This is a genomic window from Pseudomonas sp. LW8, assembly GCF_041956865.1.
Classification (GTDB): Bacteria; Pseudomonadota; Gammaproteobacteria; order Pseudomonadales; family Pseudomonadaceae; genus Aquipseudomonas; species Aquipseudomonas siliginis.
Genome location: NZ_CP168138.1, coordinates 226062 through 241349 on the forward strand (window position 1 = coordinate 226062; position 15288 = coordinate 241349).

Annotated in this window: 17 protein-coding genes; 11 read left to right on the forward strand and 6 right to left on the reverse strand. The window is 60.3% G+C overall.

The window, feature by feature from the left end; genetic code table 11:
* Positions 1-173 precede the first annotated feature (173 nt).
* The 6 genes from hisB (at position 174) to AB9L16_RS01275 (ending at position 4055) form a co-directional block, all read left to right on the forward strand.
* On the forward strand, positions 174-767 hold the full coding sequence (hisB, locus tag AB9L16_RS01250; protein WP_016772125.1) for an imidazoleglycerol-phosphate dehydratase HisB: 594 nt from the start codon (positions 174-176) through the stop codon (positions 765-767).
* On the forward strand, positions 767-1405 hold the full coding sequence (hisH, locus tag AB9L16_RS01255; RefSeq protein WP_056787225.1) for an imidazole glycerol phosphate synthase subunit HisH: 639 nt from the start codon (positions 767-769) through the stop codon (positions 1403-1405). Before hisB ends, hisH begins: the two co-directional genes overlap by 1 nt.
* Positions 1406-1666: a DUF2164 domain-containing protein gene (locus AB9L16_RS01260; RefSeq protein WP_056787227.1), complete on the forward strand. Its 261-nt coding sequence runs from the start codon at positions 1406-1408 to the stop codon at positions 1664-1666.
* 42 nt (positions 1667-1708) lie between these two features.
* Positions 1709-2446, forward strand: a complete 738-nt coding sequence (gene hisA / locus AB9L16_RS01265; RefSeq protein ID WP_056787231.1) for a 1-(5-phosphoribosyl)-5-[(5-phosphoribosylamino)methylideneamino]imidazole-4-carboxamide isomerase — start codon at positions 1709-1711, stop codon at positions 2444-2446.
* A gap of 9 nt (positions 2447-2455) precedes the next feature.
* A complete protein-coding gene (hisF, locus tag AB9L16_RS01270; protein WP_016772122.1) occupies positions 2456-3226 on the forward strand; it encodes an imidazole glycerol phosphate synthase subunit HisF in 771 nt (256 codons plus the stop codon).
* Positions 3227-3299: 73 nt separating this feature from the next.
* A complete protein-coding gene (locus AB9L16_RS01275; RefSeq protein WP_252879264.1) occupies positions 3300-4055 on the forward strand; it encodes an ABC transporter substrate-binding protein in 756 nt (251 codons plus the stop codon).
* Here AB9L16_RS01275 and AB9L16_RS01280 read toward each other — a convergent pair.
* From AB9L16_RS01280 to gpmI, 5 genes are all read right to left on the reverse strand, one after another.
* Positions 4036-5409 carry a Vps62-related protein gene (locus AB9L16_RS01280; RefSeq protein ID WP_375122992.1) on the reverse strand — a complete coding sequence of 458 codons (1374 nt, stop codon included), beginning with the start codon at positions 5407-5409 and terminating at the stop codon, positions 4036-4038. The two genes, AB9L16_RS01275 and AB9L16_RS01280, sit on opposite strands and share 20 nt — an antisense overlap.
* A gap of 115 nt (positions 5410-5524) precedes the next feature.
* On the reverse strand, positions 5525-6301 hold the full coding sequence (locus tag AB9L16_RS01285; protein ID WP_375122993.1) for a divergent polysaccharide deacetylase family protein: 777 nt from the start codon (positions 6299-6301) through the stop codon (positions 5525-5527).
* Positions 6302-6303: 2 nt separating this feature from the next.
* The gene (locus AB9L16_RS01290; protein ID WP_039756590.1) at positions 6304-7623 is read right to left on the reverse strand and encodes a S41 family peptidase; all 1320 of its coding nucleotides are present in this window, start codon (positions 7621-7623) and stop codon (positions 6304-6306) included.
* Positions 7624-7654: 31 nt separating this feature from the next.
* Positions 7655-8941: a murein hydrolase activator EnvC gene (locus AB9L16_RS01295; protein WP_150637972.1), complete on the reverse strand. Its 1287-nt coding sequence runs from the start codon at positions 8939-8941 to the stop codon at positions 7655-7657.
* Positions 8942-9195: 254 nt separating this feature from the next.
* On the reverse strand, positions 9196-10725 hold the full coding sequence (gene gpmI / locus AB9L16_RS01300) for a 2,3-bisphosphoglycerate-independent phosphoglycerate mutase (protein WP_375122994.1): 1530 nt from the start codon (positions 10723-10725) through the stop codon (positions 9196-9198).
* Positions 10726-10878: 153 nt separating this feature from the next.
* On the opposite strand from gpmI, the gene AB9L16_RS01305 reads away from it, so the two are divergent.
* Genes AB9L16_RS01305 through secB form a run of 3 tightly spaced genes read left to right on the forward strand, consistent with a single transcriptional unit; the run spans position 10879 to position 12091 of the window.
* Positions 10879-11292: a rhodanese-like domain-containing protein gene (locus AB9L16_RS01305; protein WP_016772116.1), complete on the forward strand. Its 414-nt coding sequence runs from the start codon at positions 10879-10881 to the stop codon at positions 11290-11292.
* A gap of 1 nt (position 11293) precedes the next feature.
* Positions 11294-11548: a glutaredoxin 3 gene (gene grxC, locus AB9L16_RS01310; protein WP_016772115.1), complete on the forward strand. Its 255-nt coding sequence runs from the start codon at positions 11294-11296 to the stop codon at positions 11546-11548.
* A gap of 57 nt (positions 11549-11605) precedes the next feature.
* A complete protein-coding gene (gene secB, locus AB9L16_RS01315) occupies positions 11606-12091 on the forward strand; it encodes a protein-export chaperone SecB (protein WP_016772114.1) in 486 nt (161 codons plus the stop codon).
* 121 nt (positions 12092-12212) lie between these two features.
* Here the strand turns inward: secB and AB9L16_RS01320 are convergent, their stop codons facing one another.
* Positions 12213-12668, reverse strand: a complete 456-nt coding sequence (locus tag AB9L16_RS01320; RefSeq protein WP_016772113.1) for a tRNA (cytidine(34)-2'-O)-methyltransferase — start codon at positions 12666-12668, stop codon at positions 12213-12215.
* Here AB9L16_RS01320 and AB9L16_RS01325 point away from each other — a divergent pair.
* The gene (locus AB9L16_RS01325) at positions 12667-13107 is read left to right on the forward strand and encodes a hypothetical protein (RefSeq protein WP_095181059.1); all 441 of its coding nucleotides are present in this window, start codon (positions 12667-12669) and stop codon (positions 13105-13107) included. The two genes, AB9L16_RS01320 and AB9L16_RS01325, sit on opposite strands and share 2 nt — an antisense overlap.
* Positions 13108-13293: 186 nt before the next feature.
* Positions 13294-15285, forward strand: a complete 1992-nt coding sequence (locus AB9L16_RS01330; RefSeq protein ID WP_375122995.1) for a leucine-rich repeat domain-containing protein — start codon at positions 13294-13296, stop codon at positions 15283-15285.
* Positions 15286-15288: the final 3 nt, after the last annotated feature.

The window sequence follows — 15288 nt, forward strand, 5'->3', positions numbered from 1 at the left end:
CAGGCTCGCTCCCACATTTGTTTATGGCATGCCTGTACTGGCTTGTATGGACATGTCTACCCGCGACAGCCGGGCGTTCTATCCGTCAGGCATCTCACCTCTCGTGTTTCTGTTTGCCTCCTGCGTGCCTATAATGGCTGCCTTTTTCGCCCAATGATTTTGCGGAGCTGGTGATGGCCGAACGTAAGGCGTCTGTCGAGCGCGACACTCTGGAAACCCAGATCAAAGCCTCGATCAACCTTGATGGCACCGGAAAGGCCCGATTCGATATCGGTGTACCTTTTCTTGAGCACATGCTGGATCAGATTGCCCGTCACGGGTTGATCGACCTGGATATCGAATGCAAGGGCGATCTGCATATCGACGACCACCATACGGTGGAAGACGTCGGTATCACCCTCGGCCAGGCGTTCGCCAAAGCCATCGGCGACAAGAAAGGCATCCGTCGCTACGGCCATGCCTACGTGCCGCTCGATGAAGCGCTGTCGCGCGTGGTGATCGATTTCTCCGGTCGCCCGGGCCTGCAGATGCACGTGCCGTACACCCGCGCCACCGTCGGCGGTTTCGACGTTGACCTGTTCCAGGAGTTTTTCCAGGGCTTCGTCAACCACGCGCTGGTCAGCGTGCACATCGATAACCTGCGCGGCACCAACACTCACCACCAGATCGAAACCGTGTTCAAGGCTTTCGGCCGCGCGCTGCGCATGGCCGTCGAGCTTGACGAGCGCATGGCCGGGCAAATGCCGTCGACCAAAGGCGTTCTGTAATGCAGACGGTTGCAGTTATCGACTACGGCATGGGCAATCTGCACTCGGTGGCCAAAGCGCTCGAGCACGTCGGCGCCGGCAAGGTGCTGATTACCAGCGACGCGAACGTGATTCGAGAAGCCGACCGTGTGGTATTCCCGGGCGTTGGCGCGATTCGCGATTGCATGGCGGAGATCCGTCGCCTCGGCTTCGACTCGCTGGTCCGTGAGGTCAGCCAGGATCGGCCGTTCCTCGGCATCTGCGTCGGCATGCAAGCCTTGCTCGATACCAGCGAAGAGAACGCCGGCGTCGACTGCATCGGCCTGTTTCCGGGCGCGGTGAAATTCTTCGGCAAGGATCTGCACGAAGACGGCGAGCACCTCAAAGTCCCGCACATGGGCTGGAACGAGGTAAAGCAGAAGATCAGTCACCCGCTGTGGCATGACATCCCGGATCTGGCGCGTTTCTACTTCGTGCACAGCTACTACATCGCCGCCGCCAATGCGCGGCAGGTGGTGGGCAGCGGTCATTACGGTGTCGATTTCGCCGCAGCGCTGGCCGACGGTTCGCGTTTCGCCGTGCAGTTCCACCCGGAGAAAAGCCATACCCACGGCCTGCAACTGCTGCAGAACTTCGCTGCGTGGGACGGTCGCTGGTAAATGGCTGTCAAGAAGTCCAGACCGCCGATCCTGACCCTCACTCCCGAGCAGGAGAGCGAGGCCAATCGCAAGATCCAGCGGTTCATGGAAGACCGTTTCGAACTGGACCTGGGTTCGTTCGAAGCGGCGGAAATTCTTGAGCTGTTTACCCGCGAGATTGCTCCGCACTATTACAACAGGGCGATTTTCGATGTGCAGACCCACCTCAAGGAACGGTTTGAAAGCATCGAAAGCGACCTGTGGGCGCTCGAGAAAAACTGATTCCCGAGCCAAGCTGAACATTCCAATTTTAAGGTTTGCCAGATGCTGATTATTCCCGCTATCGATCTCAAAGACGGTGCCTGCGTACGTCTGCGCCAGGGCCGCATGGAAGATTCCACGGTGTTCTCCGATGACCCGGTGAGCATGGCTGCCAAGTGGGTGGAGGGCGGTTGCCGCCGTCTGCATCTGGTCGACCTGAACGGCGCGTTCGAAGGCCAGCCGGTCAACGGCGAAGTGGTTACCGCAATCGCCAAGCGTTACCCGACCCTGCCGATCCAGATCGGTGGCGGCATTCGTTCGCTGGAAACCATCGAGCACTACGTCAAGGCGGGCGTGAGCTACGTGATCATCGGTACCAAAGCCGTAAAAGATCCGGCGTTCGTTGCTGAAGCCTGCCGTGCGTTTCCGGGCAAGATCATTGTCGGTCTGGATGCGAAAGACGGTTTCGTCGCCACCGACGGCTGGGCTGAGATCAGCACCGTGCAGGTCATTGACCTGGCCAAGCAGTTCGAAGCCGACGGCGTATCCTCGATCGTTTATACCGACATTGCCAAAGACGGCATGATGCAGGGCTGCAACGTACCGTTCACCGCCGCGCTGGCCGCTGCCACCAGGATTCCGGTGATCGCTTCCGGCGGCATCCATAACCTGGGTGACATCAAGTCGCTGCTCGACGCCAAGGCACCGGGCATCATCGGCGCGATTACCGGCCGGGCGATCTATGAGGGCACTCTCGATGTCGCCGAAGCGCAAGCTTTCTGCGATTCGTACCAAGGCTGAGGACTGACCATGGCGCTGGCCAAACGCATCATCCCTTGCCTGGACGTGGACAACGGCCGGGTCGTCAAAGGCGTGAAGTTCGAGAACATCCGCGACGCCGGTGACCCGGTGGAAATTGCTCGTCGCTACGACGAGCAGGGCGCCGACGAGATTACCTTTCTCGACATCACCGCCAGCGTCGATGGCCGTGACACCACGCTGCATACCGTCGAGCGCATGGCCAGCCAGGTATTCATCCCGCTGACCGTCGGCGGTGGCGTGCGTACCGTGCAAGACATCCGCAATCTGCTCAATGCCGGCGCGGACAAGGTGTCGATCAACACCGCCGCCGTGTTCAACCCCGAGTTCGTCGGCGAGGCCGCGCAGCATTTCGGCTCGCAGTGCATCGTCGTTGCCATCGACGCCAAGAAAGTTTCCGGTCCCGGCGAAACCCCGCGCTGGGAAATCTTCACCCACGGCGGGCGCAAGCCGACCGGTCTCGACGCAGTCGAGTGGGCGAAGAAAATGGAAGGCCTCGGTGCCGGCGAGATCCTCCTGACCAGCATGGATCAGGACGGCATGAAAAACGGTTTCGACCTCGGCGTGACCCGCGCCATCAGCGACGCGCTGGGCATTCCGGTGATCGCTTCCGGTGGTGTCGGCAATCTGCAGCATCTGGCCGATGGCATTCTCGAAGGTCATGCCAGTGCGGTGCTGGCGGCGAGTATTTTCCACTTCGGCGAATACACTGTGCAGGAAGCCAAGGCCTACATGTCGCATCGCGGCATCGTCATGCGCTAAAGCGTACAGGCCAGTGGACAGCATGGCGCGCCCAAGGCACTCTTGGGCACGCCATGGATTCCGGTAGCCCGACATGATCAAACGCCTGCTTGTTGTTCTCGCCAGCGCCTCGTTGTTGCTCATCAGCAATGCCCGGGCCGAAACCAGTCCCGACACCGATCTGGTACTGCTCACCGAGAACTTCCCGCCGTACAACATGGCGAAGAACGGCAAGAATTTCGCCCAGGGCGACAACATCAACGGCATTGCCACGGACATCGTTCGCGAGATGTTCCAGCGCGCCGGCCTCACTTACAGCCTGACCCTGCGTTTCCCCTGGGAGCGTGTCTACAAACTCGCCCTGGAGAATCCCGGCTACGGGGCCTTCGTCATGGCGCGCCTGCCCGATCGCGAAAGACTGTTCAAATGGGTCGGCCCAATCGGCCCGGACGACTGGATCCTGCTGGCCAAGGCTGACAGCAAGATCACCCTCGAAACCCTCAATGATGCGCGCAAATACAAGATCGGCGCCTACAAGGGCGATGCGATTGCCGAGACACTCACCAAGCAAGGCCTCAAACCGGTGGTGGTGCTGCGCGATCAGGACAACGCAAAAAAACTGCTCAATGGCCAGATCGATCTGTGGGCCACGGGTGATCCTGCCGGCCGTTATCTGGCGCGGCAGGATGGCGTGACCGGCCTGAAGACCGTGCTGCGCTTCAACAGCGCCGAGTTGTATCTGGCGCTGAACAAGGACGTCTCCGATGAGGTGGTCAACAGGCTACAGACCGCGCTGGATCAGTTGCGCAAGGAAGGCGTGGTCGATGAAATCATGGCGCGCTATCTGTAACGGCTGACTCCTCGGGCTCTGGCAGGGAGGTGCTGATTTCGCCCTCGGTCGCAGGCGCAAGCACAGTCTGATCTTCGACCGCCTCTGGCTCCGAAGCGACGATGATTGCAGGCTCGGTAGGTGCGTACTGGCTGATGTGCAGGCTATTGCCATCGGTGTAGCTGAAACCTTCCGTCACTGCCGTGCCGTCCGCGCGCACCAGTCTGTATTCGCTCTGGGCCAGGTAGGCGGCCACTGAGCGGTTTTTGTCCACCACCGCAACCACTTCGATGGTCGCTGTATTGATCCATTCATTCGAATGCAGTTCGCATTGGGTGAAATCGTGGCCCAGCCGTGCGGAAAACATCAACGCGCCGTGCTGACGGGTTTGCCATTGCGCGCCGAATTCGATGCAAGTGGTTTGAGTGAAAGTACGCAAGCCGCCAGTACGCTGGGCGCGCTGCGCATTCCACCTGAATATCTGGCTGTCGTTGCCACTGTTGCGTGCGTGACCGACGAGGATGTAGCGATCCTTGCGTTCAAGCAGATAGAAGGGCGAGTGACGCCATTGCTCAGCGGCGGTGTAACGCGGATCGTTGACCGTGAACCAGGGGAGGCTGGCGGTGTAAGTCGCATCGTCCGTTGGCTCTACAGGTGTTGGCGTCTCGCCGCAGAGCACCGGTGGCGATGGGCGTGTAGACATCTGCAGGCCGATCTGCAAGCGCAAGCAGTAGACCGGGAAACTGGCCGGTCGGGTGTAGTCACTCAAGCTGAAAAAACTGCCCGATGCCAAGTAGACTTCGCCCGGCAAAGCGGCTGGAGGAACGGCGCTCCAGGTGCTGACGCGCTGTCGGGCCTTGCTGCCCTTGTCGTCCCAGATCAGATCGGTGGTATTCGACGCGATCACCAGGTCTTCGCGAACGCAGCGCACCGCGTTGAGCGAAGGTTTTTCATGATCGTTCGAGCACACCGACCCCAGCGCTACGTAGCCTGCGGGAGCTAGCGGTCGCCAGATCGACAGATCTCGTTTCGAGCCTGATCCGGAGTCCTTCCAGACCAGCTCGTAATCATCGGGACGTCGCAGTGCCCTGCCTTTGGTGGGGTCAGTGCTGGCAATGTCTGCCTCACAAACAACCGCGACCACGCGTTCGCCGTTGATGTTGCCAACGCCTCTGGTGACGAAGTCGCCCAAGGGGAAATAACCGGGCAGCGCGTCGGGAGCCGGAGTCGGGCGCCAGAACGACGCGGGTCTGGCCGACAAACCGTTGGTATCCCAGATGCGCAGAAATTCTGTTGTGAAGTTGATCAGCAGGTTATCGATGCGGATCGGTTCAGTCCGCCCAACGGGCGGGATAATCGGGGCGTTGTTTGTCATGGGCACTCCTGATAGTTGCAAGCGACTCAAAGGAGTCGCGACCTGTTGCAGGTCTCACTATCCGGAAGGGGGAGGGGCGTTCGGTGGTAACTATGTATTGCAACGTGACCGGGTGTTACCGGTAAATGCCATCCTTGCCATGGCCAGCCATGGCGCGGTTGCTGCGCACGCTGATCATCTGCCTGATATCGATCCAGTCGATGCCCTGCGCTTTGAGCTTGGGTAATTCGCGCTCGAGCACCGCCAGGGTCTGCGGATACGGATGGCCGATCATCACCGCTGAACCCTGTTTGTGCGCCAGGGCGATCGCGGTCTGCAACTGAGTGGCAATGGCCGCTTCGGTGCGCTCATCATCAAGAAACACATCACGGGAAACGCTGCCCAGGTCGATTTTCTGCGCCTGCTGCGCAGCGACCGTTTGAGCGCTGGTGCGGCTGTCGACGAAGAACTTGTGCCGACGCTGCAATTCGCCCATCAACCACGCCATCGCCGCAGGCTGCGCGGTCATGCGGCTGCCCATGTGATTGTTGATGCCGGCAGTGAACGGGACTTTTTCAAACGCGGCATTCAGGCGTTTCTGCAGCTCTTCAATGGGCAGTTCGGGGTGCCAGGCGTACGGCCCGGTGGCCGGGTCCATGGGCATGTGCAGGATGACGATCTTGCCGGCGCGATGGGCTTCGCGGGCAAACTCGGTGGCGTGGGGGGTATCGGGCATGATCGCCGCCGTGACCGGGCCGGGCAGGGCGAGCACGCGACGATCCCGGGGCAGGTTCTGCCCCAGGTCATCGATGATCAGTGTCAGGTAGGCCTTGTGCGGCGAGGAACTGGCGGGCTCTGCTTGGGCAAGACCCGCCAGACAGCACAACAGAACGCAGAGGGAACGCAACAACATCCTCAGCGGCCGGACGTGATGCTCAGGCCTTTGAGCAGGCTCAGGGCCTGGGCCAACTGGTAATCGTCATCCTGCGGCATCGCTTTGGCCTTGCCGCCGGAGCCGCTCGGTTTGTCGGCGCCGCCGTTGCCGTTGCCCAAGTGACCTTGCAGATCGGCTTCCTTGAAGTATTCGCTGTCCGCTTCGTTGGTGATCTTCGCGCGGCGCACTTCGATGTCCGGCACGATGCCCTGAGCCTGGATCGAGCGGCCGTTCGGCGTGAAATACAGCGCGGTGGTGATCTTCAGCGCGCGGTCGTTGTTCAGCGGCAGCACGGTCTGCACCGAGCCCTTGCCGAAACTGGTGGTGCCCATGACCACGGCACGTTTCTGGTCCTGCAGGGCGCCGGCGACGATCTCCGAAGCCGAGGCACTGCCACCGTTGATCAGCACGACCATCGGTACCGCTTCGCTCTCGTCCTTGCCGGTGGCGGAGAAGCGCAACTCGGAGTTGGCAATGCGGCCCTTGGTGTAGACGATCAGGCCCTTGGTGATGAAATGGTCGACCACTTCAACCGCCGATTGCAGCACGCCGCCCGGGTTGTTGCGCAGGTCGAGGATGATGCCGTTGAGCTTCTTGCCGTTGTCCTTGCGCAGTTTGGCCAGAGCCTTGGAGACTTCTTCGCCGGTCTTGACCTGGAACTGGGTGATGCGGATGTAGCCGTAGCCCGATTCCAGCAGCTGCGCCTTGACGCTCTTGACCTGAATCACTGCACGGGCCAGTGTCACGTCGAACGGCGTGCCGCCATCGCGAACCAGGGTCAGGGTGATTTTCTGGCCGATCTTGCCGCGCATCTTGTCGACGGCTTCGGTCATGGTCTGGCCACGGGTTGGCTGGCCGTTGATCTTGACGATGAAGTCACCCGCCTGGATGCCCGCCTTCGACGCTGGCGTGTCATCAATCGGCGAGACAACCTTGATGAAGCCGTCTTCGGCGCCGACTTCGATGCCCAGGCCGCCGAACTCACCGCTGGTGCTTTCCTGCAGCTCGGTGAAATCTTCAGGGCCAAGGTACGCCGAGTGCGGATCAAGGTTGCTGAGCATGCCCTTGATCGCGTTTTCCAGCAGGGTCTTGTCGTCCACAGGCTCGACGTACGCGGCTTTGATCCGGTCCATGACCTCGGCGAAGGTGCGCAGCTCTTCCAGTGGCAACGGCGCCTTGGCGGTCGCGGCAGTGCCTGCCGGAGCGACGGTCGGGGCCGGTTGCGCGGCGAACGCCAGAGGCGCGCCGATCACCAGGGCGATCGTCAGGGCCAGCGAGGTAAGGCGGGACAAATGCAGCATGTCGAACGAACTCCTGAATTAGGTGGTGCGCTTATCCTTGCGCACGGCACCATTGCGCCGGATCACTCGGGTGACCCTGCTGACGAATTGCGAAATACAGCGCTGGCGTGTCCTGACCGCCACTGTTACCGACAGTGGAGATCGACTCGCCCGCCTTGACCACATCACCCGCCGACTTGAGCAGCGTCTGGTTGTGGCCGTAAAGACTCAGAAAACCGTTGCCGTGATCAAGAATCACCAGCAAACCGGCACCGCGCAGCCAATCGGCGAACACCACGCGCCCGCCGTGTACGGCGTGCACCTGGCTGCCGGCGGAGGCGCTGATCATCACGCCATCCCACTTGGTGCGGGCGTCGTCGCCACGGCTTTCACCGAAGCGTGCGAGTAATCGACCATCAACCGGCCACGGAAGTTTTCCCCGGGTTGCAGCAAATGGCCCGCCAAACGTTTCGCCGCTGCTCGATACCAGCGCGCCGGGGCTTGATCTGGCGGGTTTTCGTGGGGCGTCGCTGTTTTCAGCCTGCGCCTCACGCAAACGCTTTTTTTCCGCTTCCTGCTGGGCGATCAGCGCTTTCTGCCGCGCCTCTTCCGCCTCACGAGCCTGTCGGGCCAGGGTTTCTTCAATGGTTTTAAGGACTTTAGACAGGTCTGCCTGATCCTGCTCGCGGGCGGCGAGTTTCTGATCGCGGGCCTTGACGTCGTCATTGAGTCTGGCGAGAACCTGCTGGCGCTCCTTGCGGACTTTCTCGAGTGCTTCGCGCTGCGTGTCGAGGTCGCTTTTCTGCACCAGCAACTGCGCTTGCTGCAGACCGATGTCTTTTTCGACATTGGCCAGTTGGCGCAGGGTTTCGTTGAAGTTCTTCAACTGCTCCAGGCGTGCCTGGCTCAGGTAGTCGTAATAGGTGAGGGTGCGGGCGAATTTCTCGGGATTCTGCTGGTTGAGCAGCAGCTTGAGATATTCCTGGCGGCCGTTCTGGTAAGCCGCACGGGCCTGAATGGCGATCAGTCGCTGCTGTTCAGTGCGCGCGCTCTGAAGTTTTTTTTTCTCTGCATCGAGCCGCTGCAGCTCGGATTCGCTCTTCTGCAGTTCTTTCTGCAGCGCGTCGACCTGCTTCTGCAGCTTGCCCATCTCGGTTTCAGTGCCCTTGAGCTCTTTCTGCACGCCGGACTTTTCTTCCTGCAGCTTGCCCAGAAGCTTTTTCAGCTCGGCGATATCCTGACGCGTGGCCTCCAACTGCTGTTGGGTTTGCGCGCGCTCGTCGGCGAAGGCCGGCTGGAGCAGACAGGTCAGAGCAAGGGCGATCAGGACGCGAAGCATAGGGGCGGGCGGCACCAGGGTAAGGGACGGCCTAGTATGCCCGCCCGAGGCTGCAAAAAAAACGCCCAATTGGGGCTGTGTGATAACTGGCTGGAGATACAGCTGAAAATAATCTTCGAAACCAGCACAAACCACTGTGGGAGCTGGCTTGCCAGCGATGGCGGCTGCACATTCAACACAAATGCTGGCTGTCAGCTTGCTATCGCTGGCAAGCCAGCTCCCACAGGGTTTTTGCGGTGTTTTCCGGATTCGGCTCAGACCAGAATCGAAGTCCCGGTCATCTCCGCCGGTTTTTCCAGACCCAGCAACATCAGCATGGTCGGTGCCACGTCAGCCAGTACACCACCTTCGCGCACTTTCAGGTCACGCTTGCCGACATAAATGAACGGCACCGGCTCGGTGGTGTGCGCGGTATGCGCCTGACCGGTGGATTCATCAGCCATTTGCTCGACGTTGCCGTGGTCGGCGGTGATCAGCGCTTCGCCGCCGACTTTTTCCAGCGCTTCAACGATGCGACCGACGCAGGTGTCGAGGCACTCGACCGCTTTGACCGCTGCATCGAACACACCGCTGTGGCCGACCATGTCGCCGTTGGCGTAGTTGACCACGATCACGTCGTAGCGCTGGTTTTCGATGGCGTCGACGATACGGTCGGTGACTTCCGGCGCGCTCATTTCCGGCTGCAAGTCATAAGTAGCGACTTTCGGCGACGGGATCAGGATGCGCTCTTCGCCCGGGAACGGTTCTTCACGACCGCCGGAGAAGAAGAAGGTCACGTGAGCGTACTTCTCGGTTTCAGCGATGCGCAGCTGGGTCTTGCCGTTTTTTGCCAGGTAATCACCAAGAACGTTTTCCAGGCTGCCGGCGGCGAAGGCCGACGGTGCCGGAATGCTTGCGGCGTACTGGGTAAGCATGACGAAACCGGCCAGTTTCGGCTGACGGGCGCGCGCGAATTCCTTGAAATCGTCTTCGACGAACACACGGGTCAGCTCGCGTGCGCGGTCGGCACGGAAGTTCATGAACACCACGGCATCGCCGTCTTCGACTTTGACCGGCTCACCGATGGAAGTGGCTTTGACGAATTCGTCGCTTTCGCCACGGGCGTAGGCGGCTTCGAGACCTTCCTGAGCGGTGGCGGCGTTGAATTCGCCGTTGCCGTCGACGATCAGGTTGTAGGCCTGGGCGACGCGATCCCAACGGTTGTCACGGTCCATGGCGTAATAGCGGCCGATGATGCTGGCGATCCGGCCTTTGCCCAATGCCTGGAACGTCGCGTCGAGCAGTTCGATCGACGAGGCAGCGCTTTTCGGCGGCGTGTCGCGGCCATCGAGGAAGGCGTGCAGATAGATTTTTTCGGCGCCGCGCTTGAAGGCCAGCTCGGCCATGGCGATCAGGTGATCCTGATGGCTGTGCACGCCGCCATCGGACAGCAGGCCCATGAAGTGCACGGCTTTGCCGGCGGCCACGGCTTTATCCACAGCGGCGCAGATGGTCGGATTGTCGAAGAATTCGCCGTCGCGGATCGCTTTGGTCACACGGGTGAAGTCCTGATACACCACGCGCCCTGCGCCGAGGTTCATGTGGCCGACTTCGGAGTTGCCCATCTGGCCGTCCGGCAGACCGACGTCCATGCCGCTGCCCGAGATCAAGCCGTTCGGCACGGTGGCCCACAGACGATCCAGCACGGGTTTCTTCGCCGCGAACACGGCATTGGATTCGGGGCTGTCGCTGTGACCGAAGCCGTCGAGAATTATCAGGACCAAAGGTTTGGGCGTAGTCGTCATGGAATCCACTCGTGGCTGATAAAGAAGAGGGCGATGGAAAACGGAGTTGGAGTTTAAAGCGAAGTTCCGACCGCGTCACCGCCGGACGGGGTTTGGCCGACCATAGTGGCTGTGTATACTGGCCGACATTTTAACGCCCTGGAACCTCCTTCGATGGTTGCTCACCTGATTGAATTTGCCACTAACCACTACATTCTTGTCGGTATCTTCGTCGTACTTCTGGCTCTGTTGCTGGCGCACACGATGCAGGGCGGCGGCAAGAGCCTGAGCACCGGCGAGCTGACCGCACTGGTCAATAAAGACGCAGGCGTGGTGGTGGACATCCGTCCGGCCAAGGATTATGCCGCTGGCCACATCGTCGGCGCGGTGAACATCCCGCAAGACAAACTGGCCGCCCGCGTCGGGGAGCTGGAAAAACACAAGGCCAAGACCATCATTCTGGTCGACGCCCTCGGTCAAACCGCCGGCACCCACGCCCGCGAGCTGATGAAGTCCGGCTTCACCGCCGCCAAGCTGTCCGGCGGGATTTCCAGCTGGAAAGGCGACAACCTGCCGCTGGTGAAATGACATGAGCGAAGTCATCGTCTATTCCAGCGATTACTGCCCTTACTGCTCGCGCGCCAAGCATCTGCTCGCCAGCAAAGGCGTGGCCTTCGAAGAGATCAAGGTCGATGGCAAGCCGCAGCTGCGTGCCGAAATGACCAAAAAGGCCGGGCGCACGTCCGTGCCGCAAATCTGGATCGGCGCAAAGCACATCGGCGGTTGTGATGATTTATACGCCCTGGAGCGCGCCGGCAAACTCGACGCGCTGCTCAAGGGCTGAACGGCTGCACCCACGTACAGCACTCCCTAAAAGACCCAAGATCGATAAGGATCTGAGATGACTGACCAACAGAACACTGCAGCCAGCGAAGAAGAAACCGCACCGCAATTCTCCTTGCAGCGCATCTACGTACGCGACCTGTCCTTCGAAGCCCCGAAAAGCCCGGCGATCTTCCGCCAGCAGTGGGATCCGGCGGTCGGTCTGGATCTGAACACCCGCCAGAAAGCGCTGGAAGGCGATTTCTACGAAGTGGTGCTGACCCTTTCCGTCACCGTGAAAAACGGTGAAGAAGTGGCCTTCATCGCTGAAGTGCAACAGGCCGGTATCTTCCTGATCAAGAATCTGGACGCGGCTTCGATGAGCCACACCCTCGGTGCATTCTGCCCGAACATCCTGTTCCCGTACGCCCGCGAAACCCTGGACAGCCTGGTCACCCGCGGTTCGTTCCCGGCGCTGATGCTGGCCCCGGTGAACTTCGACGCCCTGTACGCGCAAGAGCTGCAGCGCATGCAGGAAAGCGGCGAGACCCCGACCGTTCAGTAAGACGGTTCAGTAATACCCATGTGGGAGCGAGCCTGCTCGCGAAAGCGGTCTGTCAGACACATCAATGTTGACTGACACTCCGTAATCGCGAGCAGGCTCGCTCCCACATTTGCTTGCGGCGTTACTTGAAGTCGTTCTGCCGCCACGCTTCGTACACGGCGACCGCCACGGTGTTGGACAGGTTCAGGCTGCGGCAGCCTTCGCGCATCGGCAGGCGCAGGCGCTGTTCGGCGGGCAGGGCGTCGAGCACGTCCGCCGGCAGGCCACGGCTTTCCGGGCCGAACAGAAACGCGTCGCCGGGCACGAACGCGGCATCATGGAACGGCCGCGAGCCCTTGGTGGTGAAGGCGAACACGCGCGGGTTACCCAGACTTTCCAGACAGCTGGCGAGGTCAGCGTGACGCTGCAACGTGGCATATTCGTGGTAGTCGAGACCGGCACGGCGCAGGCGCTTGTCGTCCATCTCGAAACCCAGTGGTTCGATCAAATGCAGGTGGCAGCCACTGTTGGCGCACAGCCTGATAACGTTGCCGGTGTTCGGCGGAATTTCTGGTTGAAAAAGGATGACGTGAAACATGCACGGCTCCGAAGGTAAAGATGAGCGGCATTCTACGCCGCCTGTGGACAACCGTTCGAAACTATTCCCGCGAGTCATCGGCTCGCTGGCGATTGTCGGCTTGATGATCGGCTTGATGATCGGCCGTCTGACCACGCCCGATCCAAGCGTGCTGGAGCGTGTCGAGGTCACCGATGGTGGCCTGGTGGTGTGGTTCAACAACGAGCCGAAACTGCACGGCGAGATCATCGATGGCACCGTCGCGCTGCTGTTTCAGGCCGAAGGTCGGGCGCAGAAGGGCCAGCTCAGGCTCAACGGCAAGGACGTCAACTGGCGCACGCGCAAAAGCGATGGAGGGTTATTGCTGACGGTGCTGGCAGCGCGCCCGTTGCAGGGCGACTGGGTTGGCAGCGAGGTCGATGATCGTTGGCGGCTGGAGATCCGCTTGAGCGAGCCCTAGGGGCAAGTCCTCATCACTGGGCGCGCTCCGACACTGTTTGAGGTCGTTTCCCACTGCGGCCGTCTCCCTTTCCCATCTCCGTCCGATGCTCGTCCACGCTATCGTTTGCCCCTTCAAACGGCAGGATGCCGAAACCCGTTGTCCCCTTGCTCGACAGCATGGGGCGTCTTTTTCAAGGATGAAAACATGCCAGTAAAACCCCCTCGCGGTGGCGGTACCCACGTGGACGTTCCGGGCAGCCCGCATCGGTCTGCGGACGCCGACACTTCGCTTTACGGCCACTCGGGTCGCACAGGCGTCGATGTGAATTTTGCTCAGCACCATTTGCTGCCGCGCGCCGAATCATCCAGTGACGCGACCCTGGATGCCATACCCCCTGCCGCGGCCGTTGTGGTGCGCGCACTCGCAGAAGGTATTCGCCCTCCCACCACCCAGCCTTCGCTGGACAATTACGTCACCAACGCCCGAGCGATACTTCCACAGGTCAACAGTGAGGGTTTGCGGGTGATCAGTCGGCGAACCTACGCAGACCTGGTCAACGGCGACCTGGTGCCTGTCGCAGTGGATCCTGCGACGGGTCTGTATCGAGCCCGGCGGCCAAGCGAGTTGCTCCCATCCGGCCCGGTGATGCTGCGCGATGTGGACAGCGGACTTTGGTATGCGCGTGAAGTCGCGGAACCAACTACCCTGGAGCAGATCCGCAAGTACCTGCCCGACACGACCGACGAGGACGCGGATGCCTTCATCGCCCGGTTCGATGACAAGGACGTGGCAGAGCTTGAGCTCAAGCATATTCAGCTTGGGCTGGCGCAATTGGACTCGACGCGTTTTGACCTGCCGATCAGTCGAGGTCGCATTTCATCGGACAAGGAGTTACATGAGGCGCGGAATATATGGGCGACGTTTCGCCAGTTGTACCGATGGCAAGGTCAGCCCGAACAGCGCGTCTACCGTGACGGGCGGCATGTGGGCTTCAAGCTGGAAATCGATCTGACGATATGGCCAGTTCAAAAACCGCTTTCCTTGAAATTCAGCTCAGTGATTTCTCTGACTTTAAGAGGCCGTGGCCGGCTGGACCCGGACGTGTTTTGCGAACAGTTTCCCAATCTTGAAAGTCTGACCATTACCAGTCAGGCAATCGAAGTGGAAGGGCGGTTTCAAGGATGGAACGTGATCGAACGGGCTTATTCGAAATTCAGGCTGGATTCGCGCTTTGCCGAGCAATTGAAAAGATTCCCGCGTTTGCAAAGGCTGCACCTGCAGGACTGTGAACTAACGTCTGACTTTTCCGTACGAGGCCTTGCCAGGCTAAACGAGCTATGGCTTTGCAACACCTTCGAGGCCCCGGTGAACAGCCTGGACATGCAGATGCGGCATCAGGAGCAAGTCACCTTTTTGCACGTGGCAGCTGATATCAGAGGGATGACTGAACTGCGGGTGCTGGATCTGAGCCGCACCGGAATACACCTGCTGCCTTCCGGACTTGATGCCATCGACGTGGCGTCGACGCTGGAAGTGTTGAGACTGGGGGGCAATCCGCTTTCGACCAGCCCCTCACTCGAACACATGACCGCACTGCAGGAGCTGGATCTTTCCAATACACGATTGCAAAGATTTCCCGAGGGCATTACCGACAGGATTCCCGCAAGAGAACTTAATCTTGCGGACAATCACATCAGGTCGATCCCCGAGTCCGTGGAGCTCAGAGCGGGCTTCAATCTCATCGGCAATCCGATAATGGACCCGGCCTCTTTACGGCGGTTGATACGAGCACGGGTAGAGACAGGCACCGATATCTGGCTTGGGCAGGAAAGCAGCGATGTAACTGCCGATCTCTGGCTACGCAATGTGCCACAGGAACAGATAGCGGAAAAACAAGCGCTGTGGGACAGGCTTAACGCCGCAATGCCACTGGCAGTGACCGGCATTCTTCGTCGACTGAGTCGAACGCCCGAGTTTCACGTTGAACGCACGCTTCTGCAGCGGCGCGTGTGGTGGTTTCTGGAAATGTATGACAGCGCCGAAGTCAACGAGCGGGCCAGGCTCGACGCCATTCTTTATACGGAAACGAGTCCCGGGAGAATGCTGGACAGGCTGGAGAATGAAATCCGCAACTATGACGGAGGGCGACAGAGTCAGCCGCTGCACCCTTTGCCCAAGCGTCCCAGGTTCGAGTAACTC

Excerpts from the sequence above, each read along its gene's own strand:
- hisB (WP_016772125.1), top strand. The coding sequence starts at position 174 with ATGGCCGAACGTAAGGCGTCTGTCGAGCGCGACACTCTGGAAACCCAG.
- hisH (WP_056787225.1), top strand. The coding sequence starts at position 767 with ATGCAGACGGTTGCAGTTATCGACTACGGCATGGGCAATCTGCACTCG.
- AB9L16_RS01260 (WP_056787227.1), top strand. The coding sequence starts at position 1,406 with ATGGCTGTCAAGAAGTCCAGACCGCCGATCCTGACCCTCACTCCCGAG.
- hisA (WP_056787231.1), top strand. The coding sequence starts at position 1,709 with ATGCTGATTATTCCCGCTATCGATCTCAAAGACGGTGCCTGCGTACGT.
- hisF (WP_016772122.1), top strand. The coding sequence starts at position 2,456 with ATGGCGCTGGCCAAACGCATCATCCCTTGCCTGGACGTGGACAACGGC.
- AB9L16_RS01275 (WP_252879264.1), top strand. The coding sequence starts at position 3,300 with ATGATCAAACGCCTGCTTGTTGTTCTCGCCAGCGCCTCGTTGTTGCTC.
- AB9L16_RS01280 (WP_375122992.1), bottom strand. The coding sequence starts at position 5,409 with ATGACAAACAACGCCCCGATTATCCCGCCCGTTGGGCGGACTGAACCG.
- AB9L16_RS01285 (WP_375122993.1), bottom strand. The coding sequence starts at position 6,301 with ATGTTGTTGCGTTCCCTCTGCGTTCTGTTGTGCTGTCTGGCGGGTCTT.
- AB9L16_RS01290 (WP_039756590.1), bottom strand. The coding sequence starts at position 7,623 with ATGCTGCATTTGTCCCGCCTTACCTCGCTGGCCCTGACGATCGCCCTG.
- AB9L16_RS01295 (WP_150637972.1), bottom strand. The coding sequence starts at position 8,941 with ATGCTTCGCGTCCTGATCGCCCTTGCTCTGACCTGTCTGCTCCAGCCG.
- gpmI (WP_375122994.1), bottom strand. The coding sequence starts at position 10,725 with ATGACGACTACGCCCAAACCTTTGGTCCTGATAATTCTCGACGGCTTC.
- AB9L16_RS01305 (WP_016772116.1), top strand. The coding sequence starts at position 10,879 with ATGGTTGCTCACCTGATTGAATTTGCCACTAACCACTACATTCTTGTC.
- grxC (WP_016772115.1), top strand. The coding sequence starts at position 11,294 with ATGAGCGAAGTCATCGTCTATTCCAGCGATTACTGCCCTTACTGCTCG.
- secB (WP_016772114.1), top strand. The coding sequence starts at position 11,606 with ATGACTGACCAACAGAACACTGCAGCCAGCGAAGAAGAAACCGCACCG.
- AB9L16_RS01325 (WP_095181059.1), top strand. The coding sequence starts at position 12,667 with ATGCACGGCTCCGAAGGTAAAGATGAGCGGCATTCTACGCCGCCTGTG.
- AB9L16_RS01320 (WP_016772113.1), bottom strand. The coding sequence starts at position 12,668 with ATGTTTCACGTCATCCTTTTTCAACCAGAAATTCCGCCGAACACCGGC.
- AB9L16_RS01330 (WP_375122995.1), top strand. The coding sequence starts at position 13,294 with ATGCCAGTAAAACCCCCTCGCGGTGGCGGTACCCACGTGGACGTTCCG.